We start from the raw sequence: 20,945 nt of genomic DNA, 5'->3' as shown, positions 1-20,945 counted from the left end.
CTCAGACCTCCTTGCTGGCGTCGCCGCCGGCGCGGGCGAGATTGGCTTCGACCTCGGCCACGCTGTGTTCGTTTTCGGTGTCGGTGATGCCAGCCATGAGCAGCCCCAGTTCTTTCTCATCGGTCTGGTCGGCGGCGCGTTCGCCCATGATCTGCCCATCGAACATCACCGCGATGCGGTCCGACAGGGCAAGGATTTCTTCGAGTTCGACCGAGACCAGCAGGATCGCCTTGCCCTGATCGCGCAGGGCGATGATCTGCTCGTGGATGAACTCAATCGCGCCAATGTCGACGCCGCGTGTGGGCTGGCCGATCAGCAGCAAGTCGGGATTGCGCTCGATCTCGCGGGCCAGAACGATCTTTTGCTGGTTCCCGCCGGAAAAGTTTTTGGCTGCCAGCGTCGGGTCGGGCGGGCGCACGTCGAAGCGTTCCATCTTGTCTTCGGCATCGGCGCGGATCGCGGCGTGGTCCATCAGGAGCCCGCTGTTGAAGCGGTCGTCGTGGTGGTAGCCGAAGACGTTGTTTTCCCACGCCTGAAAATCCATGATCAGACCTTCGCGCTGGCGGTCTTCGGGCACATGGGCCACGCCGCGGGCGCGGCGCGATTGGCCGTCGGATTTCTTGCCCGAAAGGTCCAGCGGCGTGCCGTTTAGCGTGACGCTGCCGGTGCCATCGGCATAGCCGCCCAGCACTTCGAGAAGTTCGGATTGGCCGTTGCCCGCAACACCCGCAAGGCCCAGCACTTCGCCCGCGCGGATCTGCAGGTCGATGCCGCGCAGACGCTCGACGCCCTTGTCGTCAACCACGCGCAGACCTTTGACATCAATGATCACATCGCCCGGTGTGGCAGGCTTTTTATTCACGCGGAGCAATACCTTACGCCCGACCATCAGCTCGGCCAGTTCCGGCGGCGAGGTCTCGGCGGTTTTCACGGTCGCGGTCATCTTGCCCCGGCGCATGACCGACACGGTGTCGGTGATCTCCATGATCTCGCGCAGTTTGTGCGTGATGAGGATGATGGTTTTACCCTCAGAGCGCAGGCGCCCGAGGATGCGGAACAGCTGGTCGGCCTCGGCAGGGGTCAGCACGCCGGTCGGCTCGTCCAAGATCAGAATATCGGCCTGCCGGTAGAGCGCCTTGAGGATTTCCACGCGCTGCTGCATGCCGACGCCGATGTCCTGCACCAGCGCGTCGGGATCGACGTTGAGGCCGTAGTCCTCAGACAGGCTGATCAGCGTTTTGCGGGCTTTGGAGAGCGAGGGCTTCAGCAGTCGGCCATCTTCGGCGCCCAGAATGATGTTTTCCAGAACGGTAAAATTCTCGACCAGCTTGAAATGCTGGAACACCATGCCGATGCCCGCCGCAATGGCGGCCTGGCTGTCGGGAATCTCGGTCTTTTTGCCACTGATGAAGATCTCACCCGCGTCGGCTTTGTAGAAGCCATAGAGGATCGACATCAGCGTTGACTTGCCCGCGCCGTTTTCGCCGATAATTCCGTGGATCGTACCGGGCATCACGCGGATCGAGATGTCTTTGTTAGCCTGCACAGGGCCGAAGGCTTTGGAGATGCCTTTGAGTTCGATCGCTGGCGCGGTGCCGGTAGCGGGGGCAATGCCGGTAGCGGGGGCGGTATCGGTCATATCAAAAGGTCCTGCGGGCGTGGCGGCCCTTGATCTGGGAATGAGCCATCTTTGTCCGTGTCACGCTGTCATGTTCGGAAAGGGCCGCGCCGGTGGAACGGCGCGGCCCTTGTGGTCATTTTGGTTAATCTAAGTTCAGAAGTCCAGCGCCGGGCAGCTGTCATTCTCGTAGTAGGAAACCACTTTGATCTCACCGTCGATGATCTTCTGGCGCGCTTCGTCTACGGCAGCCTTCATTTCTTCGGTCACGAGATCGGCGTTATGCTCGTCCATGGCGACGCCGACACCTTCTTCGGCAAGGCCGAGGGTCACGACTTCGCCAACTTCGAGGTCTTCGCCCGCCATCATCGCGTCATAGACCGCGACATCGACACGTTTCAGCATCGAGGTCAGAACTTTGCCCGGGTGCAGGTGGTTTTGGTTGCTGTCCACGCCGATCGACAGGATGCCTTCGTCGGCGGCGGTTTGCAGCACGCCCACGCCGGTGCCGCCTGCTGCGGCGTATACCACGTCAGCGCCTTGGTTGATCTGGGCTTTGGTGATCTCAGACCCCTTTACCGGGTCATTCCAAGCGGCGGGGGTTGTGCCCGTCATGTTGGCGATCACTTTGGCATCGGGGTTGGTCGCCATAACGCCTTGGGCATAGCCGCAGCCAAAGTGGCGGATCAGCGGCACGTCCATGCCACCGACAAAGCCGACGGTATTCGATTTGGAGGCCATCGCGGCCATCACGCCAACGAGGTAGGACCCCTCATGCTCAGCAAAGCTGACCTGACGGACGTTGGGCAGGTCGAGCCAGTTCACGTCGACCACGGCGAATTTCGTGTCTGGGTAGTCAGGCGCGACGGTCGAGAGCGGATCGGCCATGGCAAAACCCATGGTGATGATCGGGTTGGCACCGGATTCGGCGAAGCGGCGCAGAGCCTGCTCACGCTGCGCTTCGGACTGCATTTCGATCTCGGCGAATTTGCCACCGGTTTCTTCGGCCCAGCGGGTCGCGCCGTTGAAGGCCGCTTCGTTGAAGCTTTTGTCGAACTTGCCGCCGAGGTCAAAGATCAGCGCGGGTTCGGCCAGCGCGGCGCCCGATGTCAGGGCCAAGCCTGCGGCTGCGCCGAGGAATTTCGTCATGAGGGTCATTTATCGTCTCCCGGTTTGTGGTGCCGGGCGGTCGGGCAGGTGCTGCCGCCACGGCGTTTGTGGATCATATGATCAGGTGTAATTTAGGGCGCAGGCAGGGGGTAGGGTCAACCGCTTTTTGCGGGCTGGGCGGCGGGATCGCCACAGTGACCACGGGTCAACATGCGCCGCAGAATGCAGGCATCGACCGCCGCCGCACCCTTGCGTGCGTAATAAGCACGGCGGGTGGCAATTTGGGCAAAGCCTTCATCCGCATAGAGCGCGCGGGCGGGAAGATTGTCGGCGGCAACCTCAAGAAAGGCGCTGTCACAGTCGGCGGGCAGGGCCGCCAACCAGTCGTGTAGCAGGGCGCGGCCCAGCCCTTGGCGCTGCCGGGCAGGGTCGACGGCGAGGGTGAGCAGTTCAGATTCGCCCGCGATGGTCCGGGTCAGGGCAAAGCCGCCGGGGCGGGTGAAAAGCTGCACGAAGGGGCTGTCCAGCAGGCTGGCGAACTCTGCCTCCTGCCACGGCCTTTCTTGGGTAAAGGCGGCAGCGTGGAGGGCCGCAAGCGCGGCTGGTGTCACGGCAGCAGCACCGGGGCCGCGTCGCGCGCCGGGGCGGCATCGGCGGGGCGCAGGTAAAGTGGCGCGGGGCGGGCTGGACTGTCGGCGAAACGGCGGGCCGTGATGCGGGCGATGGCTTCGGCCACCGACATGGCGGGAGGCTCTCCGCCCGCGCCGATGAGGGGCCCGGTGAAGGCCGGAAGAGCGGATGCGTCGTAAAGGGCGGGGGTGGAAATGCCTGCGTTGTCATAGCCTTGGAGGAAGACCTGATCGCGGCGTGCATCCACGGCGCAGGCGCAGGGGCCATCGTGACCCTCGCGCAATGCGTCAAAGGCATCGACCCCGACCGCCGGAATGCCAAGGCCAAGTGCCAGCCCACGCGCGGCGGAAACGGCGATGCGGATGCCGGTGAAATTGCCCGGTCCGATGCCAACGCCAAGCGCGTCAAGATCGGCGTAGGCCACCCCCGCGTCACTCAGCAGTTCCTCGCAAAGCACCAACAGCCGTTCGGCTTGGCCCTTGGTCATCGGCTCCACGCGCGCCGCCAATACCCGGTCGCCCGACAGCAAAGCGGCCGCGCAATGCGCGGCCGATGTGTCGAAGGCCAGAATGAGCGGCCCGCTTGCGCGATGGTCAGGCAACCGGACGAACCTCTGTCACCTCGGGGATGTAGTGGCGCAGCAGGTTTTCGATGCCCATTTTCAGCGTCAAAGTGGACGAGGGGCAGCCCGCGCAGGCGCCTTGCATGTGTAGATAGACAACGCCACGCTCAAACCCGTGAAAGGTGATGTCGCCGCCATCTTGGGCTACGGCAGGGCGCACGCGGCTGTCGAGCAACTCTTTGATCTGACCGACGATTTCACCGTCTTCGCCATCATGGGCGGCGTGGCCCGATGTGGGCTGGTGGTCAGAGGCCATGACCGGCTCACCGGATTGGAAATGCTCCATGATCGCGCCCAGCAGGGCGGGTTTCACATGGTCCCATTCAACCGCGTCTTGCTTTGTCACGGTGACGAAATCGGTGCCGAAGAACACGCCCGTCACACCCTCAACGGAAAAAAGCCGTTGGGCCAGCGGCGATGTCGCACCGGCGTCGGGGGTCGGGAAATCGGCGGTGCCCATTTCCAGCACGGTCTGACCCGGCAGGAACTTGAGCGTTGCGGGGTTCGGAGTGGATTCGGTCTGGATGAACATGGGGTGTACCTCGCTTTCGGCGTGGGTTCTGATATGCGCCCGCGCGGGCGGCAAGTCAAGGTTTAGAACCGTTCTAAATTGTGTGTGGCCCACACGGAGGGGCGGGATGCAGGGCTGGGTCAGGCGTGGGCTGCGGTCAAGTGATCGCTTCGAGCCGTTCCTTGCTGAGATCGCCGGGCACGATGGTGATCGGCACAGGCAGTGCCCCGGCAGAGCGCGACAATTGCGTAACAAGCGGGCCGGGGCCTTTCTTGCGGTCGCCGCTGGCGCCGAGCACCAGCACGCCGATGTCTGGGTCATCTGAAAGCTGTTGGATGATCTCATCCGTGGGCTCACCCTCGCGGATGATCAACTCAGGATCGACACCCTGTTTGTCGCGCATCCATTTGGCGAAAACCTCGAAATGCACCTCGATCCGCTCACGGGCCTCTTCGCGCATCAGGTCGCCGACGCCGATCCAATGGTTGAACTCTTCGGGCGGGATCACCGACAGGACGGCCACGCCGCCCCCGGTACGCGCCGCGCGCAGGGCGGCGAAACGCATGGCGTTCAAGCATTCGGTGCTATCGTCCAACACCACTAGGAATTTCCGCATCAAACCCTCTCTCCGCACCTCCTCCCGGTGCGGTGTGATCATGGCGCGGGCGGGCGGCGCTGGCAATTGCTTTTGCGCGCCGCTGCCGCCCGTACCTTCAGCCGCGCTGACTTGCGGCCCAATCCCAATACATTTCGCGAACGCGGCGGGTCACCGGGTTCTGGTTGTCCCCGGTGCCATATTGCGTGTCGTCAAAGGCGCGGACGGGCGTGACCTTCATCATATTGCCCGACAGGAACACCTCATCGGCGGCATGGAAATCGTCAAAGCTGAGGACGGTCTCATGCACCTTCATGCCCGCGTCGCGCATGTTCGACATATGCCGCGCGCGGGTGATCCCGGCGAGGAAGGTGCCATTGGGAATGGGGGTAAATACCTCGCCATCCTTGACCATAAAGACGTTCGCACTGGCGCTTTCGGCCACATTTCCCATGGCATCGGCCACCAGTGCGTTGCCGAAGCCTTTGGAACGCGCTTCGACCATCATCCGGGCGTTGTTGGGATAGAGGCAGCCCGCCTTGGCGTTGACCACGTTGTCTTCCAGCACCGGGCGGCGGAAGCGGGTGCGGGTGAGGGTGGTCGCGGCCTCTGGCGGGGCCATGGGGATCGCCTCCAAGCTGATGGCAAATCCGGTGGCGCCTTCGCGCGGCACGATGCCCAACTCGTCGCCGGCCAACGCCCAATACATCGGACGGACATAGACCGCCTGGTCGCGCGAATAGCTCTTCAGCCCCTCGCGGCACATCTCGATCATGTCCTCGGTTTCAACCGTGGGGGTGATCATGAGGGCCCGGGCAGAGCGGTTGATCCGCGCGCAATGCGCCTCAAGATCGGGGGCCAGCCCGTCAAACAGCCGCGCCCCGTCAAAGACGGTGGTGCCGAGCCATGCGCCGTGATCGGCAGCCTTGATGGTGGGCAGATCGCCGTCGTGCCATGCGCCGTTGAAATAGGTCTTGATGTCTGTGCCGGTGGCCATGTGACGATCCTTAGGAATTGCTTCGGTAGATGCCCTCGGGCAGGTTCAATGCCGCTGTCAGATCGCTCAGTTGCGCGGGGGATAGGGTGATCTTGACCACCCGGTCAGTGCGCGCGTCCCATTGCTCGATCGTGATCTGTCCCGCAAAGGCAGAGACGGTCACGTCCTCGCGCAGGGGGGCGTCGGATTCGTCGATCAGGGTGATGACGGTGGCGTCGAATTCGTGCTCGATGGTAAACATGAGGGCACATTAGGCTTTGTGCTCGCGAGCGCAAGACAGGCTTTGTGCTCGCGAGCGCAAGACAGGCTTTGTGCGGCCAAGCGCAAGACCGCCGTTGGGACGTCAAAGCTCTGTGAACGGGGGTGGCAGCGCCGGGGCGTCATGATAGACAGGTGGGCGAGGAAAAACCGAGCGAGGACTTGCCGTGAAATTGTTGAATGCCCTTGGCGCATTTGCCGTCATCGCCCTGCTTTCGGCCTGTGGGGTGGCACCGGTTCAGACAGGGCCGATCCAGGTCGACCGGCCGCAGACCACGGGGCAGCAGACCACCGGGCAGCAAACCACTGGGCAGTCGGGCCCACGGCTAAGCGCGAACGCCGCCGCGCGGAGCTTTGTGCAGGTGGTTCGCACGCTTGAGCCTGTGGCCGAGCGGGAGTGCCGCAACCGCACCACGGGGATGAATTGCGACTTTAACATCGTTGTCGATGATCGCCCCGGCCAGCCTGCCAACGCCTTTCAAACGCTAGATAAAAACGGCCGCCCAATCGTGGCCTTTACCTTGGCGTTGATTGCCGATGCCCGCAACGAAGACGAGCTGGCCTTTGTGCTGGGCCATGAGACCGCGCATCACATCGCGGGCCATATTGGTCGCCAGCAGCAAAACGCCATGGCGGGCGCGGTGATTTTTGCCGGGATCGCCACACTCAGCGGTGGGGACGCGACCGCTGTGCGCACGGCGCAAGAACTGGGTGCTGAGGTCGGCGCGCGGCGGTACTCCAAGGACTTCGAGCTTGAGGCTGATGCCCTTGGAACGATCATCACCGCGCGGGCGGGCTATAATCCGCTGCGCGGGGCGGAATTCTTTACTCGCATCCCTGATCCGGGTGATCGTTTCCTTGGCACGCACCCGCCCAACAGTTCGCGCATTGATATCGTGCGGCGCACCATGGCGGGGCTGTGACGGTTTGCGCAAACTGGGGCAGGTACTGAACGACCGCGGATCGAAATATGCGGTGTCGGGCTGCCCCGCGCGCAACCGTGCCGAGGTCGACGCCGCGCTGAAAGACCTTAAGCGCGAGAAAGCCTATGCCAAGGCCACGCATAACACATGGGCGGTGCTGCTATCAGACGGCGGCCCGCTGAAAGGGGATGATGGCGAATCCGGTGCCGGGATGGTGATCCTGCGCATGTTGGAGCGGGAAGGGCTGGAAGATCACCTCATCGTCGTCACCCGTTGGTACGGCGGCAAACATCTGGGCGGAGATCGGTTTCGCCATGTCCAGACCTGCGTGCGGGACTATCTGGATGCGGTCGCGGCCTAAAGGCTTAGCGCGATGGCGGCAAAGAAACAGGCCGTGGCGATGAGTACGAAAGCATGCCAGATGGCGTTCTGATAGCGCATGCCGGGGTGGGCATAGATCAATGTGCCCGCCGAATAGGTTAGCCCGCCCGCGGCCACCAGCGCTAAGGCGGCACCGGGCAAATTGTGCCACATTGGGTAGATCAACAGGACCGAGAGCCAGCCCATCCCGAGGTAGAGCGCCAGTGACCCCCGCGCATCGGTCCGCCAGAACCAGAGCTTGGCCACCGCGCCGATCACCGCGAGCGCCCAGACCACGCCCAAAATGCCATAGGCAAATCCCGAGCCGATCACCATGACAAGCGGCGTGTAAGTGCCCGCGATCTTGAAATAGATCGCCGCGTGGTCGACGCGACCCAGAAAAGCGCGGCTGCGGTCGAAGGGCAGCAGGTGGTAGACGGCGGAGGCGGTGAAGGAGGCGAGGATACACACCGCATAGATCACCGTGGCGGTCAGCGTGCCCTCCTGACCTGCGGCATGCATCATCAGAAAGATGCTGGCCGGGATAGCGAAGCCGAGGCTGAGCAGATGTACTGTGCCATCAGCCAAGGTTTCAGAAATGGAGGTCGGATAAGCCATGCCGAAAAGGTAGCAGCGTCGTTCTGCCATGCCATAGATGACGCCGCGTCAGTCGGGCGACCCGACGGATCAGCGCGGTTTGTTGCCGTCGATCCAGCGCGACATCAGGGTTTTGTCGCGAAAACATTCTTGCGGCACATCGCGGCGTTTTAGGCGCGCGATGCGTTCGGCAAAGGCGACCTGTTTGGCCGAGGGGTAGGCGGCAAACGGCCCCTCCAGCGCCTGCGGCCTATGGGCGTCGATCCATTCCGAAACCGCTGCGCGGTCTGCTTCGATCCCTTCGGGCAACGTGCTGCCCGTTCTCTTGGCAAGGGTCCGGGCGTATTGCATCTGTTTTTCGGTCGCGGGCATGCGGCGGTCGGCCTGTTTGGGCTGTGCACTGTCACTGCCGCGCGGCGGGCGACCCTGTTGGTCAGGATCGAAGATGCCGGGAAACTGAGGTTGAAAAGACATGTGGTCATTCCTCTGCTACTGCGTTCTACATATAGAACAGAAAGGGAACATGTTCAAGTCTCTCCGTATTCTCGCCCTTCCTTAAGGGTATATCTAGTAGCGAGGTGGTTTGGTTCCACAATATCGGCGAAATGTAGGGTTAGCGCAGGGACGCTGCGGCCTCGGCGATAAGTTCCGCCGCTCTGCGCATTCGCGCAGGCAAGGGCCGTCCCCGACGTGAGGCGAGCCAAAGATCATGCCAGCGCCGTTTGGGCAGAGACAGCAGCCGAAGCTGGTCCTTCTCGGCAAAAGTCTCGACCCCGCTGCGGGGCAAAAGCGTGTAGCCCACCCCCCGCGCCACCGCTGCCGGAATCTGGCCGATTTGGTTCACATAGCCACGTAGGCGGATCCGGTCGGCCCCCGGATAACTGCCCGGAAAGTTTAACTGTAACAGATCGTCGGCATAGGCAAAGCCATCGGGATGCGCGATGAAACCGCGCGCTTCAAGATCGGAGAAACTTTCTATTTGTTCCAAAGCGTTAACCGGCAGAACAAGGCAAAGTTCCTCGCGTCCCAGGTGCTGGGCTTCCAGTCTGGCATGGGCGGGATCATCGGCGAGCACGCCCAGATCGAACCGCCCATCCAGCAACCCGGCGCGGATCGTGGCTTGGGGTGCGGCTTCGAGGTGCAGGGAGAGGTCCGGCGCGTTGGCCATCCACTCTAGCAGCAGGGGCTGGAGCAGCATGGCGAAACTGCCGGAACAGGCGATATGCACCACGCCCCAGTCAGGCAGATCGGTGGCGATCCGTTCGCGCAGCCGTTGCTCTTCGCGGCGGCGGGCAAGGCCGGTCTCCAACAGCGCTTCACCCGCCGGGGTCAGGGTGAAACTTTTCCCGTCGCGCGCGATCAGCGGCTGGCCCAACTGGTCCTCCAGCTTGCGCAGATGCTGCGACACGCCGGGTTGCGTCATGTTGAGCCGCTCTGCCGTGCGGGTGAAATGGCCCGCCTCGCAAAGGGTGGTGAAGGTCTCAAGCCAAGTGGCATTCAGCATATCAAACGTTTCGTTATGATTTAGATGAGGTTTGATAATTTCACATGCGGGGCGTGCCTGTCTATCTCAAGCTCAACGCAAACAGGAGATACCCCATGACCACCCCCCGTACCTTTTCCCACATCGGCCTATCCGTGCCGGACCTCGACGCTGCGGTTAAATTCTATTCCGAAGTGTTGGGCTTTTACGTCGTGATGCAGCCCACCGAAGCGGTAGAAGAAGACACGGCCATCGGCGTCATGTGCACCGATGTCTTCGGCCCCGGCTGGGGTTCGCTGCGCATTGCCCATCTTGCCACGGCGGATGGCATCGGCATCGAAATCTTTGAATTCCCCGGCAATTACGCCCCCGAGGAGAAGCTAGAGCACAAGCGCCACGGCACGTTCCATTTTGCCATCCAAGACCCGGATGTTGAAGGGTTGTTGGAGCGGATCGTCGCGGCGGGCGGCAAGCAGCGGATGCCGGTGCGGGAGTATTTCCCGGGCGAGAAACCCTACCGCATGGTCTATGTCGAAGACCCCTTTGGCATCGTGTTCGAGCTTTACAGCCACAGCTATGAACTGACCTATTCGGCAGGTGCCTACGCCTGATCGGCCACCGGGGGCGTCAGGTGATCTGACGTCCCCAAAGGTCGTATTCGCCTGCTTCTTCGACTTCAACGGTGACGATATCGCCGACTTTGAGGTTCTGGAAATCCTCGTCGATGAAAAGGTTGCCGTCGATCTCAGGCGCGTCGGCTTTGGTGCGGCAGGTGGCAGCGTCTGCGTCGATCTCGTCAACGATCACGTCGATGCGCTTGCCGACCTTGGCGGCGAGCTTGGCCTCGGAAATGGCCTGCGCCTTTTCCATGAAGCGATCCCAGCGGTCTTGTTTGACCTCTGGCGCGACATGGTCAGGCAGGGCGTTGGATCGCGCACCTTCGACGTTTTCGTATTGGAAGCACCCGACCCGGTCGAGCTGCGCCTCGTCGAGCCAGTCAAGCAGGGTCTGGAACTCTACCTCAGTCTCGCCCGGATAGCCGACGATGAAGGTCGAGCGTAGGGTGATATCGGGGCAGGTATCGCGCCATGCGGCGATCTCATCGAGGGTTTTCGACGCGGCGGCGGGGCGGGCCATGCGTTTCAGCACGTCCGGGTGGGCGTGCTGGAACGGGATGTCGAGGTAGGGCAGCACCAGACCTTCGGCCATGAGCGGGATCAGTTTGCGCACATGGGGGTAGGGGTAGACGTAGTGCAGCCGCACCCATGCGCCCAAGCTGCCGAGGTCGCGCGCCAGATCGGTGATATGGGCGCGGTGGCCGCGATCTTCGGCGTGTTTGATGTCAACGCCGTAGGCGGAGGTGTCTTGGCTGATGACCAGCAGTTCTTTCACGCCATTGTCGACCAGCCGCTCGGCTTCGCGCATCACCGCATGGGCGGGGCGGCTTTGCAGGCGGCCACGCATGTCGGGGATGATGCAGAACTTGCACTTGTGGTTACAGCCCTCGGAAATCTTGAGATAGCTGTAGTGGCGCGGGGTGAGCGATACCTGTTGCGCAGGCAGCAGGTCAATGAATGGATCCGGGCTGGGCGGCACCGCGCCGTGCACCGCGTCGAGTACCTGTTCATATTGATGCGGGCCGGTCACGGCGAGGATCTTGGGGTGGTGTTCGCGGATGTAGTCCGGCTCGGCCCCCAGACAGCCGGTGACGATCACCTTGCCGTTTTCGGTCAGCGCCTCGCCGATGGCGTCGAGGCTTTCGGCCTTGGCGCTGTCCAAGAACCCGCAGGTGTTCACGATCACCGCATCGGCTCCGGCGTAATCGGGCGATACGCCATAGCCCTCGGCGCGCAGCCGCGTCAGGATGCGTTCCGAATCCACCAGCGCCTTGGGGCAGCCAAGGCTGACCATGCCGATTGTCGGCTGGCCGGGGCGGGCGGGGTTGCTGATCTTCGCCTGTGGGGCGAGGTCGGGGCGCAGATTGGGTGGGTTTGTGCTCATGCATTGCGCTATAAGGCATGCAGGTGAGCGGGGAAAGAGCCGCCGGGCAGGAGGAGAGAGCCATGAGATGGATTATACGCGGCATCGGCGCGCTGTTGCTGATTATTGTGGTCATGCTGGGGTCGTTGTTCTTGCTGCCGGGTGACCGGATCGCGCGGATCGCCAGCGACCAACTCAGCCGAATGACCGGGCGCGCGGTGTCGATCACCGGCGATGTGGGCGTGACGCTCTGGCCGGTGTTGGGGGTGACGGCAGGCGGGCTTGAGGTCGGCAATGCGGATTGGACCGATAAGGGTGCGATGCTGACGGCGGCCAATGCGGCAATTGGGGTGGATGCGGGCGCGCTTTTGCGCGGTGAGATACGCATCACCAATATCGCGGCGCAAAGCCCGGTGATCCGGCTGGAGCAGCGCCGCGACGGGCGGGCGAGTTGGCAGTTCACCGACAGCAGCAGCGGTGCGCGGATTGAGACGCGGAGCGAACCGACCGCCAGCCGCCGCCCCCTGAGCATTCAGAAGCTGACGGTGACCGATGCCACGCTGATCTATGACGCCGAAGGGGCCGATGTGCTGCGCTATGAAGGTGTCGATCTGGCGCTCGATTGGCCCGAGCGGGGCGGGGCCGCGGATATCACCGCCAGCATGGCCCCGGCGGGGGAGGCGGTTCAGCTTGCCGCGCGGATCGAAGGCTTTGCGGATTTTCTGGAGGGCGGCGTGCAGCCGCTGCGCGCGGATGTTGCGACGCGCGGGGGCGAAGTCTCTTTCGATGGGCGCGGATCGCTCAATGGTGCGCTGGCGGGGGATCTGCGGGTCGATAGCCCCGATACGGCGCGGTTTCTGGCGTCTTTCGGGGCGGGCGGTGTCACCCTGCCACGGGGGTTGGGCCAGTCGGTCGATCTGCGCAGTGGGCTGACATTGACGGCGGATCGGCGTTTGGCGCTGCGCAATATCGCGGTGGACTTGGGCGGCAACAGCCTGACCGGGCAGGCCGATCTGGCGCTGAATGGCACGCCGCGCATCACCGCCAATCTGCGCACCGGGGCGTTGGACCTCTCGGCCCTGTCGGACGAAACGGCAGAGACGGGCGGCAGCGGCAGCCCGACAACGGCGGGTCTGGAGGGCTGGTCCCGGCAAGAGATCAACGCGGATTGGCTCGCTGCCTTTGACGGGAACATCGCCCTGAGCGCGGAAAGCATCGATCTGGGGCAACTTGACCTCGGCGCCACCCGCGCCGTGCTGCGCAATGACCGTGAGCGGATCGTGTTCGATCTGCAGGATATGAACGCCTATGGCGGCAAGGTCGCAGGCGAGTTCGTGATGAACAACCGCAGCGGCCTGTCGGTGGGCGGCAAGCTGACGGCGCAGGGCGTCCAGATGCGCGACCTGCTGGAAGATACCGCCGGGGTGACGCGCTTTACTGGGGATGGGACAGCGGCGCTGTCTTTCCTCGGCTCCGGGCAATCGCTGGATGCGATCATGCGCTCGCTCAGCGGCAATGGGACGCTGAGCATGGGGCGCGGCACGATTGCCGGGATCGATCTGGATGCGCTCTTGGGCTCTGTCGATGCCGAGGGCGGCAGCACGGTTTTCGATTCCGTTGAGGCGACATTCGACATCGCCGGGGGCGTATTGCGCAATGACGATCTGCTGATGCTGCTGCCGAACTTCAACGCGACCGGGGCGGGGCAGGTCAATCTGGGCGCGCGCACTCTTGATTATACGGTCATCCCCAAGGCGCTGCGCGTCAATGCCGCGCGCGGCGGGCTGGCGGTGCCGGTGCGGATCACCGGGCCATGGGCGGACCCTGAGATCAAGGCCGATCTGCGCGCTGCGATCGACTTGAATTTCGCCGAGGAAAAGCAGCGGGCCGAGGATGTGGTGCGCCAGAAAATCCAAGAAGAGTTGAACATCGCACCGGATGACAGCCGCTCAACCGAGGATATCGTGAAGGATGAGTTGGAGAATGCGTTGAAACGCGAGCTGTTCAAACTCTTCGACTAGCCGCCGACCGCAGCCGCTTGGCGAAACTCATGGTGGCGCATGGAGGCAGGCTGCGGTAAGGCTGACGCGACATTCTAGGAGAGGCGCAATGGCCAACGATCTTTTCAACAGCTTCATGACCGGCCCCGACGAACAGGGCCGTTTCGGCGATTTCGGCGGGCGTTTTGTCTCGGAAACGCTGATGCCGCTCATTCTTGAGTTGGAAGAGCAATATGAGAAGGCCAAGACCGACGACAGTTTCTGGGCCGAGATGCATGATCTGTGGACCCACTACGTTGGCCGCCCCAGCCCGCTTTATCACGCCGAACGGCTGACCGAGCATTTGGGCGGTGCGAAAGTCTATATGAAGCGCGACGAGTTGAACCATACCGGCGCGCACAAGATCAATAATGTGCTGGGCCAAATCATTCTGGCGCGGCGCATGGGAAAGAAGCGCATCATCGCGGAAACCGGGGCGGGCCAGCACGGCGTGGCAACGGCGACGGTCTGTGCCAAGTTCGGGCTGAAATGCGTGGTCTATATGGGCGCGCATGATGTTGAGCGTCAGGCGCCCAACGTTTTCCGCATGCGCCTGCTGGGCGCCGAAGTGGTGCCCGTGACTTCGGGCCGTGGCACGCTGAAGGATGCGATGAACGACGCGCTGCGCGACTGGGTGACCAATGTGCGCGACACCTTCTATTGCATCGGCACCGTGGCCGGGCCGCACCCCTATCCGGCGATGGTCCGCGATTTCCAAAGCATCATCGGCAAGGAAGTCCGCGAGCAGATGCAGGAGGCCGAGGGCCGTCTGCCCGACACGCTGATCGCCGCTATTGGCGGCGGGTCGAACGCCATGGGCCTGTTCTATCCCTTCCTTGACGACAAGTCGGTGAACATCATCGGTGTCGAGGCTGGCGGCAAAGGCGTGAACGAAAAGATGGAGCATTGCGCCTCCCTCACCGGGGGCCGCCCCGGCGTGCTGCATGGCAACCGCACCTATCTGTTGCAAGACGACGATGGGCAGATCCTCGAAGGCTTCTCGATCTCAGCAGGGCTGGACTATCCGGGCATCGGGCCAGAGCATTCGTGGCTGCACGACATTGGCCGCGCCAAATACGTCTCGATCACCGACCGTGAGGCGCTGGAAGCGTTCCAGCTGTGCTGTTCCCTCGAAGGCATCATCCCGGCGCTAGAGCCCAGCCACGCGCTGGCCCATGTGATGAAGATCGCGCCGGAACTGCCGAAAGACCACCTGCTGGTGATGAACATGTGTGGCCGTGGCGACAAAGATATCTTCACCGTGGCCCGGGCGTTGGACTTCGACATGGGTGAATTCGCCTAAATCCGCTTCCGAATCTGAGTGGAATTTGACGGGCCCGCGTGAAAACGCGGGCCCGTTTTTTGTGGGCCGAAGCCAATCGCCCAATTTTCGCATAAACTTTGCGCAGGGGGCGAAGTTCTTTGCCGAAAACGAGCGAAAAAACTTTCACATTGAGAAAAGACCCGCTAGCCTTCGCCTACAGCCCGCGCGCCTGCCCGCGAAACTCTGTTTCGCCCTTGCAGGCTTGACGCTAAGGCATCTTTCCCTCGTTTTTCGCTCTGCCATGGCTCCGTAAACCAAAGTTTATGACGCTCTTACAGGGGTTTAGATCGGATGATTTAAACCCGGGGCAGATAGCCAATACCCCCTCGAATGCCCTTTTCCATGTCATCCCAACGACGCCGCATCACTGATGATCGGCTCGCAACCCACCCCGGGACTGAAAAGGAACACGATATGAAAAACGCATTCGCAACCGCCGCACTGATCCTTGCCACAGCAGGCACAGCCGCCTTCGCACAGGGCATGGAAGGCCAACAGGTCGGTTATACCGCAGATAACGCAGACGCTGCCTATTCCACACGTAACGTCACATCCGACGCTCTGAGCTTTGACGATCTGCGCGCCGAGACACCTGCCGAAGCTACCGCAACCGTATTCGTCACAACCCAAGACGCACAAAAAGACGGCCGCTTCGTCCGCTAATCGCGAACGACGGCTCCTCCCCCCAACTTTCCTCCCCGAAAGGCTAAGACTATGAAAAAGACACTCGCAACAACCGCCCTGATCCTCGCCACAGCAAGCACCGCTGCTTTTGCTCAAGGCATGGAAGGCCAGCGCATCGGCTACAACGACAAGACCGACAATGGCGTTTCCTACTCCAGCCGCAGCGAAGCTGTGGATGAGACCAAACTGGAAATCTTCAAAGACGGTATCCTGCGCGCCGAAGACCTGTCCGACGTGACCATCACCGTTTTCCCGACCGCGCAGAGCGACGCTTCGGTCAACCGCTTCCCGCGCTGATCACGGCGCGACCCCAACTTTCCCCCGAAAGGACACGACATGAAAAAGACACTCGCAACCACCGCCCTGATCCTTGTCACAGCAGGTTCCGCTGCTTTCGCCCAAGGCATGGAAGGCCAGCAAATCGGCTATAACGACAAAGCGGATGCAGGCGTTTCCTACTCCAGCCGCAATGACGCGGTCGACAATGTGAAACTGGACATCTTCAACAGCGGCACCTTCCGCGCCGAAGACACATCCGACGTCACCGTCACCGTCTTTCCCGCTGCGCAAGACGCTGCAAAAGTGAACAGCTTCCCGCGCTGACTGCGGGCTGATGCCAGCTAAGGCATTGCGCTAAAACAATCTTCCGGCCAGCGAAGTCTCCCTCAAACTGGCCTCAAGACAATGCACTCGCCCTTCGGGGCGGGTGCCAAATCACTAAGGGTTGATCATGGCGCATGGCCGCCATCCCTTGCACTTCGGTGTGCCGCGGTTAAATACGGCGGATACCAAGGCAAGGCTTCACCATGAATAATAAGAAAAAGATCGCACTGTGGGTTATCGCCGCTCTACAGTTTAACGCCACTGTCTATTTCGTGCTCGTTTTTGCACTGGAGGGTCGGGGCGTGACACTTTTTGGCACCCCTCTGGCTGACATCGGGCCGAATAAAGGGATCCAGGTTTTGGGTCTGATCCTTGGGGTCGTTCTGGGCTGGATGGCCCTGCGAATGAGCCTCCAGCGCGCCGAACGGGCAGAGACGGCGCTGCGTCATTGCACGGTGGAATTCGCTGATGTGCTCGAAGAACACTTTCGCGAATGGCACCTCACCCCGGCAGAGCGCGACGTGGCGATTTTCCTGACTAAGGGTCTGAACACGCGCGATATTGCTGAGATGCGCGGCACTTCCGAAGGCACCGTGAAAGCGCAGACCAACGCGATTTACCGCAAGGCCGGCGTGACCGGACGGACCCAGCTTCTAAGCACCTTTATCGAAGACCTGATGGACGATGCGCTGATGCCGCGTCCGAAGTCGAAACTGCAACTTTGCCACGCGGCCTAAGGGCGGCGTGGCGCCTTAGCGCGTCAGTTCCAGAATATCGAAATCGCTCTCAGTCGCCGGTGACGGAAACAACAGCCGCGCCCGCGTGGGGCTGACCCGCTGAAAGACCGCCACGTCGCTTTGCACCTTGCCGCCAGAGGTGAAATCTTCGGGCAGGTCGGCATAATCGGGAGGTGTTTCGCCCCGGACATAGCCCACCCCAGCATAGATCGCACGGCCCGCGCGCAGGGTGATCTCCCCCCGCGTCAGTTGCGAGCCGGTAAGCTTTTCAAAGGTGAACCCGCGATCACTGGCGGTGAAGCGGCATTTGAACGGGGAATAGGCCACCAGCGGGCTGATCCCGCCAAGCTTGATCGTGCGGCAGGACCATTCCCCCTGCAAATCGGCGGAAAAGGCGACCTGTGGTTGCCCGGAGAGCGCGCGTGTCAGGGCCGCCACGTCCCCCGCTTCGCCCCCCGCCAAGCCCTGCATCATGGCATCGCCAAAGGCAGCGTCAAAGTTGTCCAGCCGGGCGCTATCGGCGGGGCGGAGCGTGGTTTCCGCCCATGCGGAGACAGGCAACAGCAGCAGAAGGGGCAGGAGGCGCAGGCGCATGATTATCCCTCGCTTTCGTCGATGGCATGGTCGCGCAGCACGTCCAGCGGCACAATATCGAGCGCGCGCAGATGCGTGGCGGCCAAGTGCACCCGCGGCGCGCAGCCCTCATCCGCGGCTTGCAGGAACCGCGCGGCACAGAGGCACCAAGGATCGCCCGGCTTGAGCCCGGCAAAGCCGAATTCGGGGCGCGGGGTGCTGAGATCGTTACCGACATATTTCGAATAGGCCAGAAACTCTGCCGTCATCACCGCGCAGACCGTATGGCTGCCCTGATCCTGCGCGCAGGTGTTGCAATGCCCGTCGCGAAAGAAGCCCGTCACCGGGTCGGTCCCGCAGATCACGAGGGGCTGGTTCAGGACGTTGATGCTGCTGTCGGGTGTCATATCTTCCCTTTCTGCCTTAGGTCCCGCCAGAGACGGAGGTCGCGATCTCGCGGAAAATCTTGATGTTTAGTTCCGAAACCCCGGCTTCGCGGAATTTGCGGTCGGCGGCATTGGTGGCGATGACCACATCACGGGCGGTGTCGACATAGATGTACTGCCCATAGATGCCGCGCGCCATATATTCCCCTTCTGCCGCGCCTACGGGGATCCACCATTGGTATCCATATCCGATCTGGCCCGCCGCTGTCGGGGCGGTGGGGCTGGTTGATGCTGTCACCCAGTCTGCGGGCACGACCTGCTTGCCGTTCCATTCACCGCCTTGGGCATACATCTGTCCGAAGCGGGCGTAGTCGCGTGTGGTCATGTTCAGGCCCCCCAGCACGAAGGCGGTGCCCGAACCATCAACGATGTAGTAGGGCGCATGTTCCAGACCCAAGGGCGCGATGACCTTTTCGCTCAGCAACTCGGGCACGCTGCGTCCGGTGGCCCCGCGCACCACCATGCCGATGACATGGGTGTCGATCGAAACATACTGCCACTGGCTGCCCGGCTGGGCGAAAGTCTCGGTCAGTTCGGCAGTGAAATCATCCAGCCGGCCGCCCAAGGCGACGACCCGGCCCATATGGTTGATGTCTGAATCGTAGTCGAGATAGTCTTCATCGAAGGTGACGCCGCTGGCCATATGCAGCACGTTGCGTAAGCTGGCCCCGTCATAGGCGCTGCCCCTGAGATTGGGCGCGTATTTCGTGACCGGATCGTCGAGGGATGCGATCTGTCCCTCCTCCAGCAGGATGCCCACCAGTGCGGAGAGATAGCTTTTCGCCACCGACCAGCTGATCCGGCGGTCTTCGGGGCCGGTGCCTTTGAAATAGTTCTCATAGACGATGGCACCGTCTTTCAGCACCACCAGCGCGGTCACGTCGCGCGCCGCGATCCAGTCGTCGACGGCATCGGGCAGTTCGGTCTCAGGGCCGTAGGCAAGTTCGCTGGTCAGCCCGTCCCCGCGCGAAACCGGGGCAGAAAGAAACGCGCCGTCCATATGGCTGAAGTTGTGCACGATCTTCTCTTCGGAGAAGAGAGAGTTCACCGCCAGAAGCCGCTCAATCTCTTCGCGCTTCCAAAGTCCGATGACCACTGCCGCGACCAAAAGCGCGAGCAAGACCCGGCCAAGCCATTTTCCGAATGTACGCATGATGTCCCCCCTGTTCAGTTTCAGTGAACCACGGCGCAGGGGCGGGGGCCAGCCCGACATTGCGTCAGTCAGGCTGGGCGTCAGTCAGGCTGGGCGTCAGGCTGGGGCGTTCAGCGAAAGCGGTCCATCAGCTTTTGCAGCGGCGATTGGGCCTCGGCCTCCGGCTCGGGCTTGCTGGGGGCGGGCTTTGGCTGGGCTTCGGCAGGTTTCTTTGGCCCTTTGCTGCCGGTGCCCGACCGAGGCGGGGCCACACGCAGCGCCACGGCATTCATAAAGCGCCCGGTGTCGCCCCGCGCCAGATCGGCGGCCCCGTCCGAGACGCCGCGCAGCACATCGTCCAGCCAGCCTTCGTCCGCCTTGGGGAAGTCGCGCAGCACATAGCCCGCGACCGCGTCCTTGTGGCCGGGGTGGCCGATGCCCATGCGCACGCGGTCATATTCTGCCCCGATATGCGCGTGGATCGAGCGCAGGCCGTTGTGGCCCGCATGGCCGCCACCGGTCTTGCATTTCACGCGGCCCGGGGCGAGGTCGAGTTCGTCATGAAAGACGATCACATCCACGGGGTCGATCTTGTAAAACTTCATCGCCGCCTGCACCGATTGGCCGGAGTTGTTCATGAAGGTCTCAGGCTTAAGCAGCGCCGCCCGGTCAGAGCCAAAGCGCCCCTCGCTGACACTGCCCTGAAACTTGCCCTTCCACGCGGCAAAGCCGTGATCGTCGGCAATGCGGTCCAGCGCCATGAAGCCGATGTTGTGGCGATTTCGGGCGTATTTGCCGCCCGGATTGCCAAGGCCGACGATGAGTTTCATTGGCTTTCTCCTGTGGTTCGGTGGAGTTTAGCAAGAGGGGCAGGGGGATGGAATGGCCTGCTGTGTGCCGGAATTTTTTGAAAATTCCGCAGTGATTTCTTTTAAAGAAATCATTCCCTAAACGCAAAACGGGGCCGCGTGATGCGACCCCGTTCCAGCATTGCCTTGCGGCTGATGCTTATTCTTCACCGTCGGGCGGACCCATTTCGGTTGTCGGTACTTCGTCCGCTGCAGTCTCGTCTTCGTCGTCATCCGACGCGGCAAGGCCAGCAGGAGCCGAAATCGTGGCCACAACGAAGTCACGGTCGATTGTGGGCTTGGCACCTTCGGGCAGGTCGACACGGCTGATGGTCGCGCTGTCGCCGATTTCGAGGCCAGTGATGTCCACGGTCACGTACTCAGGGATGTCCGCAGCCGTCACAACCAGTTCAACTTCCGGACGGACCAGAGTGAGCACGCCACCCTTTTTCAGGCCGGGGCATTCTTCTTCGCCTTTGACTTCGACGTTGATGAACAGGTTGATCTTGGTGGTCCGCTTAAGGCGCATCAGGTCGATGTGCGTGGGCAGGTCTTTGACAACGTGGCGCTGAACGTCGCGGCAGATCACACGAACGTCGTCGTGGCCTTCAACCTTGAGGTTGAACAGAGTCGCCTTAAAGCGGCCCTGACGCAGACGGGTCAGCAGCTTGTTGAATGGGATGTTGATCGGCAGCGGCTCTTTGTCGCCACCAAATACAATACCAGGAACCATGCCGTCACGACGTGCTTGGCGAGCGGCGCCCTTGCCTGTCCCCGCGCGTACCTGGGCTTCAAGATCAGGAATCTCTCCGGCCATTTTAGTCTCCAAATTTGTTAGGGCGGGAATCCTCCAAGGCTGTATTCCCGCGTGAAGC

26 protein-coding genes are annotated in these 20,945 nt (G+C 62.2%); 9 read left to right on the top strand and 17 right to left on the bottom strand.

What is annotated here, in order from left to right; translation table 11 throughout:
- Position 1: 1 nt before the first annotated feature.
- From T8A63_RS13695 to T8A63_RS13660, 8 genes are all read right to left on the bottom strand, one after another.
- On the bottom strand, positions 2 to 1,639 hold the full coding sequence (locus T8A63_RS13695) for an ABC transporter ATP-binding protein (RefSeq protein ID WP_322344117.1): 1,638 nt from the start codon (positions 1,637 to 1,639) through the stop codon (positions 2 to 4).
- A 135-nt stretch (positions 1,640 to 1,774) separates the two neighbouring features.
- Positions 1,775 to 2,776 carry a BMP family lipoprotein gene (locus T8A63_RS13690; RefSeq protein WP_067942733.1) on the bottom strand — a complete coding sequence of 334 codons (1,002 nt, stop codon included), beginning with the start codon at positions 2,774 to 2,776 and terminating at the stop codon, positions 1,775 to 1,777.
- 107 nt (positions 2,777 to 2,883) lie between these two features.
- Complete coding sequence (locus tag T8A63_RS13685) at positions 2,884 to 3,339, bottom strand: GNAT family N-acetyltransferase (RefSeq protein WP_322344116.1); 456 nt, start codon at positions 3,337 to 3,339, stop codon at positions 2,884 to 2,886.
- The gene (tsaB, locus tag T8A63_RS13680) at positions 3,336 to 3,959 is read right to left on the bottom strand and encodes a tRNA (adenosine(37)-N6)-threonylcarbamoyltransferase complex dimerization subunit type 1 TsaB (RefSeq protein ID WP_322344115.1); all 624 of its coding nucleotides are present in this window, start codon (positions 3,957 to 3,959) and stop codon (positions 3,336 to 3,338) included. Before tsaB ends, T8A63_RS13685 begins: the two co-directional genes overlap by 4 nt.
- On the bottom strand, positions 3,952 to 4,512 hold the full coding sequence (locus T8A63_RS13675; RefSeq protein ID WP_067942740.1) for a NifU family protein: 561 nt from the start codon (positions 4,510 to 4,512) through the stop codon (positions 3,952 to 3,954). Before T8A63_RS13675 ends, tsaB begins: the two co-directional genes overlap by 8 nt.
- Positions 4,513 to 4,648: 136 nt before the next feature.
- Positions 4,649 to 5,107, bottom strand: coding sequence for a universal stress protein (locus T8A63_RS13670; RefSeq protein WP_040700546.1), 459 nt, complete (start codon positions 5,105 to 5,107; stop codon positions 4,649 to 4,651).
- A gap of 97 nt (positions 5,108 to 5,204) precedes the next feature.
- Entirely contained in the window at positions 5,205 to 6,083 is an 879-nt protein-coding gene (locus T8A63_RS13665; protein ID WP_322344114.1) for a branched-chain amino acid aminotransferase, read from the bottom strand.
- 10 nt (positions 6,084 to 6,093) lie between these two features.
- Positions 6,094 to 6,324: a hypothetical protein gene (locus T8A63_RS13660; protein WP_067625976.1), complete on the bottom strand. Its 231-nt coding sequence runs from the start codon at positions 6,322 to 6,324 to the stop codon at positions 6,094 to 6,096.
- A 184-nt stretch (positions 6,325 to 6,508) separates the two neighbouring features.
- On the opposite strand from T8A63_RS13660, the gene T8A63_RS13655 reads away from it, so the two are divergent.
- Both T8A63_RS13655 and T8A63_RS13650 read left to right on the top strand, forming a co-directional pair.
- Positions 6,509 to 7,264 (top strand): M48 family metallopeptidase, encoded by a 756-nt coding sequence (locus T8A63_RS13655; protein WP_067625974.1) that lies wholly within the window; start codon positions 6,509 to 6,511, stop codon positions 7,262 to 7,264.
- A 4-nt stretch (positions 7,265 to 7,268) separates the two neighbouring features.
- Entirely contained in the window at positions 7,269 to 7,625 is a 357-nt protein-coding gene (locus T8A63_RS13650; protein ID WP_322344113.1) for a YigZ family protein, read from the top strand.
- On the opposite strand, the gene trhA is transcribed toward T8A63_RS13650, so the two are convergent.
- The 3 genes from trhA to T8A63_RS13635 all read right to left on the bottom strand — a co-directional run bounded on the left by trhA (position 7,622) and on the right by T8A63_RS13635 (position 9,725).
- On the bottom strand, positions 7,622 to 8,242 hold the full coding sequence (trhA, locus tag T8A63_RS13645) for a PAQR family membrane homeostasis protein TrhA (RefSeq protein WP_067626001.1): 621 nt from the start codon (positions 8,240 to 8,242) through the stop codon (positions 7,622 to 7,624). The genes T8A63_RS13650 and trhA overlap by 4 nt on opposite strands.
- A 69-nt stretch (positions 8,243 to 8,311) precedes the next feature.
- Positions 8,312 to 8,695, bottom strand: a complete 384-nt coding sequence (locus T8A63_RS13640; protein WP_322344112.1) for a hypothetical protein — start codon at positions 8,693 to 8,695, stop codon at positions 8,312 to 8,314.
- A gap of 139 nt (positions 8,696 to 8,834) precedes the next feature.
- Positions 8,835 to 9,725, bottom strand: coding sequence for a LysR family transcriptional regulator (locus tag T8A63_RS13635; RefSeq protein ID WP_322344111.1), 891 nt, complete (start codon positions 9,723 to 9,725; stop codon positions 8,835 to 8,837).
- Positions 9,726 to 9,820: 95 nt separating this feature from the next.
- Here T8A63_RS13635 and T8A63_RS13630 point away from each other — a divergent pair, with 95 nt between their 5' ends.
- On the top strand, positions 9,821 to 10,315 hold the full coding sequence (locus tag T8A63_RS13630) for a lactoylglutathione lyase family protein (protein WP_067625967.1): 495 nt from the start codon (positions 9,821 to 9,823) through the stop codon (positions 10,313 to 10,315).
- A 16-nt stretch (positions 10,316 to 10,331) separates the two neighbouring features.
- On the opposite strand, the gene rimO is transcribed toward T8A63_RS13630, so the two are convergent.
- Positions 10,332 to 11,705, bottom strand: a complete 1,374-nt coding sequence (rimO, locus tag T8A63_RS13625) for a 30S ribosomal protein S12 methylthiotransferase RimO (protein WP_322344110.1) — start codon at positions 11,703 to 11,705, stop codon at positions 10,332 to 10,334.
- A gap of 62 nt (positions 11,706 to 11,767) precedes the next feature.
- Here rimO and T8A63_RS13620 point away from each other — a divergent pair, with 62 nt between their 5' ends.
- From T8A63_RS13620 to T8A63_RS13595, 6 genes are all read left to right on the top strand, one after another.
- Entirely contained in the window at positions 11,768 to 13,705 is a 1,938-nt protein-coding gene (locus T8A63_RS13620; protein ID WP_322344109.1) for an AsmA family protein, read from the top strand.
- A gap of 88 nt (positions 13,706 to 13,793) precedes the next feature.
- Positions 13,794 to 15,026, top strand: a complete 1,233-nt coding sequence (gene trpB, locus T8A63_RS13615) for a tryptophan synthase subunit beta (protein ID WP_067625961.1) — start codon at positions 13,794 to 13,796, stop codon at positions 15,024 to 15,026.
- A gap of 435 nt (positions 15,027 to 15,461) precedes the next feature.
- Positions 15,462 to 15,710 carry a hypothetical protein gene (locus T8A63_RS13610; protein ID WP_067625958.1) on the top strand — a complete coding sequence of 83 codons (249 nt, stop codon included), beginning with the start codon at positions 15,462 to 15,464 and terminating at the stop codon, positions 15,708 to 15,710.
- A gap of 51 nt (positions 15,711 to 15,761) precedes the next feature.
- Positions 15,762 to 16,028 (top strand): hypothetical protein, encoded by a 267-nt coding sequence (locus T8A63_RS13605; protein WP_067625955.1) that lies wholly within the window; start codon positions 15,762 to 15,764, stop codon positions 16,026 to 16,028.
- A gap of 39 nt (positions 16,029 to 16,067) precedes the next feature.
- The gene (locus tag T8A63_RS13600) at positions 16,068 to 16,334 is read left to right on the top strand and encodes a tryptophan synthase subunit beta (RefSeq protein ID WP_322344108.1); all 267 of its coding nucleotides are present in this window, start codon (positions 16,068 to 16,070) and stop codon (positions 16,332 to 16,334) included.
- A 203-nt stretch (positions 16,335 to 16,537) separates the two neighbouring features.
- Positions 16,538 to 17,071 carry a helix-turn-helix transcriptional regulator gene (locus T8A63_RS13595; RefSeq protein ID WP_067625949.1) on the top strand — a complete coding sequence of 178 codons (534 nt, stop codon included), beginning with the start codon at positions 16,538 to 16,540 and terminating at the stop codon, positions 17,069 to 17,071.
- Between the two features lie 15 nt (positions 17,072 to 17,086).
- Here T8A63_RS13595 and T8A63_RS13590 read toward each other — a convergent pair whose 3' ends face one another.
- The 5 genes from T8A63_RS13590 to T8A63_RS13570 form a co-directional block, all read right to left on the bottom strand.
- A complete protein-coding gene (locus T8A63_RS13590) occupies positions 17,087 to 17,665 on the bottom strand; it encodes a DUF4893 domain-containing protein (protein WP_322344107.1) in 579 nt (192 codons plus the stop codon).
- 2 nt (positions 17,666 to 17,667) lie between these two features.
- Positions 17,668 to 18,051, bottom strand: a complete 384-nt coding sequence (locus T8A63_RS13585; protein ID WP_067623006.1) for a DUF2237 family protein — start codon at positions 18,049 to 18,051, stop codon at positions 17,668 to 17,670.
- A gap of 16 nt (positions 18,052 to 18,067) precedes the next feature.
- The gene (locus tag T8A63_RS13580; RefSeq protein WP_322344106.1) at positions 18,068 to 19,243 is read right to left on the bottom strand and encodes a serine hydrolase; all 1,176 of its coding nucleotides are present in this window, start codon (positions 19,241 to 19,243) and stop codon (positions 18,068 to 18,070) included.
- 110 nt (positions 19,244 to 19,353) lie between these two features.
- On the bottom strand, positions 19,354 to 20,052 hold the full coding sequence (gene pth, locus T8A63_RS13575) for an aminoacyl-tRNA hydrolase (protein WP_322344105.1): 699 nt from the start codon (positions 20,050 to 20,052) through the stop codon (positions 19,354 to 19,356).
- 178 nt (positions 20,053 to 20,230) lie between these two features.
- Positions 20,231 to 20,887, bottom strand: coding sequence for a 50S ribosomal protein L25/general stress protein Ctc (locus T8A63_RS13570; RefSeq protein WP_067937515.1), 657 nt, complete (start codon positions 20,885 to 20,887; stop codon positions 20,231 to 20,233).
- Positions 20,888 to 20,945: the final 58 nt, after the last annotated feature.

It is taken from the genome of Sulfitobacter sp. OXR-159 (assembly GCF_034377145.1).
Lineage (GTDB): Bacteria > Pseudomonadota > Alphaproteobacteria > Rhodobacterales > Rhodobacteraceae > Sulfitobacter.
Note: the sequence above shows the minus strand (reverse complement) of the source record. Positions and strands in the feature narration are given on the sequence as shown.

Bases quoted from the DNA above. Each gene is read 5' to 3' on its own strand.
- T8A63_RS13695 (WP_322344117.1), bottom strand. From the start codon at position 1,639: ATGACCGATACCGCCCCCGCTACCGGCATTGCCCCCGCTACCGGCACC.
- T8A63_RS13690 (WP_067942733.1), bottom strand. From the start codon at position 2,776: ATGACCCTCATGACGAAATTCCTCGGCGCAGCCGCAGGCTTGGCCCTG.
- T8A63_RS13675 (WP_067942740.1), bottom strand. From the start codon at position 4,512: ATGTTCATCCAGACCGAATCCACTCCGAACCCCGCAACGCTCAAGTTC.
- T8A63_RS13670 (WP_040700546.1), bottom strand. From the start codon at position 5,107: ATGCGGAAATTCCTAGTGGTGTTGGACGATAGCACCGAATGCTTGAAC.
- T8A63_RS13665 (WP_322344114.1), bottom strand. From the start codon at position 6,083: ATGGCCACCGGCACAGACATCAAGACCTATTTCAACGGCGCATGGCAC.
- T8A63_RS13660 (WP_067625976.1), bottom strand. From the start codon at position 6,324: ATGTTTACCATCGAGCACGAATTCGACGCCACCGTCATCACCCTGATC.
- trhA (WP_067626001.1), bottom strand. From the start codon at position 8,242: ATGGCTTATCCGACCTCCATTTCTGAAACCTTGGCTGATGGCACAGTA.
- T8A63_RS13640 (WP_322344112.1), bottom strand. From the start codon at position 8,695: ATGTCTTTTCAACCTCAGTTTCCCGGCATCTTCGATCCTGACCAACAG.
- T8A63_RS13635 (WP_322344111.1), bottom strand. From the start codon at position 9,725: ATGCTGAATGCCACTTGGCTTGAGACCTTCACCACCCTTTGCGAGGCG.
- T8A63_RS13630 (WP_067625967.1), top strand. From the start codon at position 9,821: ATGACCACCCCCCGTACCTTTTCCCACATCGGCCTATCCGTGCCGGAC.
- rimO (WP_322344110.1), bottom strand. From the start codon at position 11,705: ATGAGCACAAACCCACCCAATCTGCGCCCCGACCTCGCCCCACAGGCG.
- T8A63_RS13620 (WP_322344109.1), top strand. From the start codon at position 11,768: ATGAGATGGATTATACGCGGCATCGGCGCGCTGTTGCTGATTATTGTG.
- trpB (WP_067625961.1), top strand. From the start codon at position 13,794: ATGGCCAACGATCTTTTCAACAGCTTCATGACCGGCCCCGACGAACAG.
- T8A63_RS13610 (WP_067625958.1), top strand. From the start codon at position 15,462: ATGAAAAACGCATTCGCAACCGCCGCACTGATCCTTGCCACAGCAGGC.
- T8A63_RS13605 (WP_067625955.1), top strand. From the start codon at position 15,762: ATGAAAAAGACACTCGCAACAACCGCCCTGATCCTCGCCACAGCAAGC.
- T8A63_RS13600 (WP_322344108.1), top strand. From the start codon at position 16,068: ATGAAAAAGACACTCGCAACCACCGCCCTGATCCTTGTCACAGCAGGT.
- T8A63_RS13595 (WP_067625949.1), top strand. From the start codon at position 16,538: ATGAATAATAAGAAAAAGATCGCACTGTGGGTTATCGCCGCTCTACAG.
- T8A63_RS13590 (WP_322344107.1), bottom strand. From the start codon at position 17,665: ATGCGCCTGCGCCTCCTGCCCCTTCTGCTGCTGTTGCCTGTCTCCGCA.
- T8A63_RS13585 (WP_067623006.1), bottom strand. From the start codon at position 18,051: ATGACACCCGACAGCAGCATCAACGTCCTGAACCAGCCCCTCGTGATC.
- T8A63_RS13580 (WP_322344106.1), bottom strand. From the start codon at position 19,243: ATGCGTACATTCGGAAAATGGCTTGGCCGGGTCTTGCTCGCGCTTTTG.
- pth (WP_322344105.1), bottom strand. From the start codon at position 20,052: ATGAAACTCATCGTCGGCCTTGGCAATCCGGGCGGCAAATACGCCCGA.
- T8A63_RS13570 (WP_067937515.1), bottom strand. From the start codon at position 20,887: ATGGCCGGAGAGATTCCTGATCTTGAAGCCCAGGTACGCGCGGGGACA.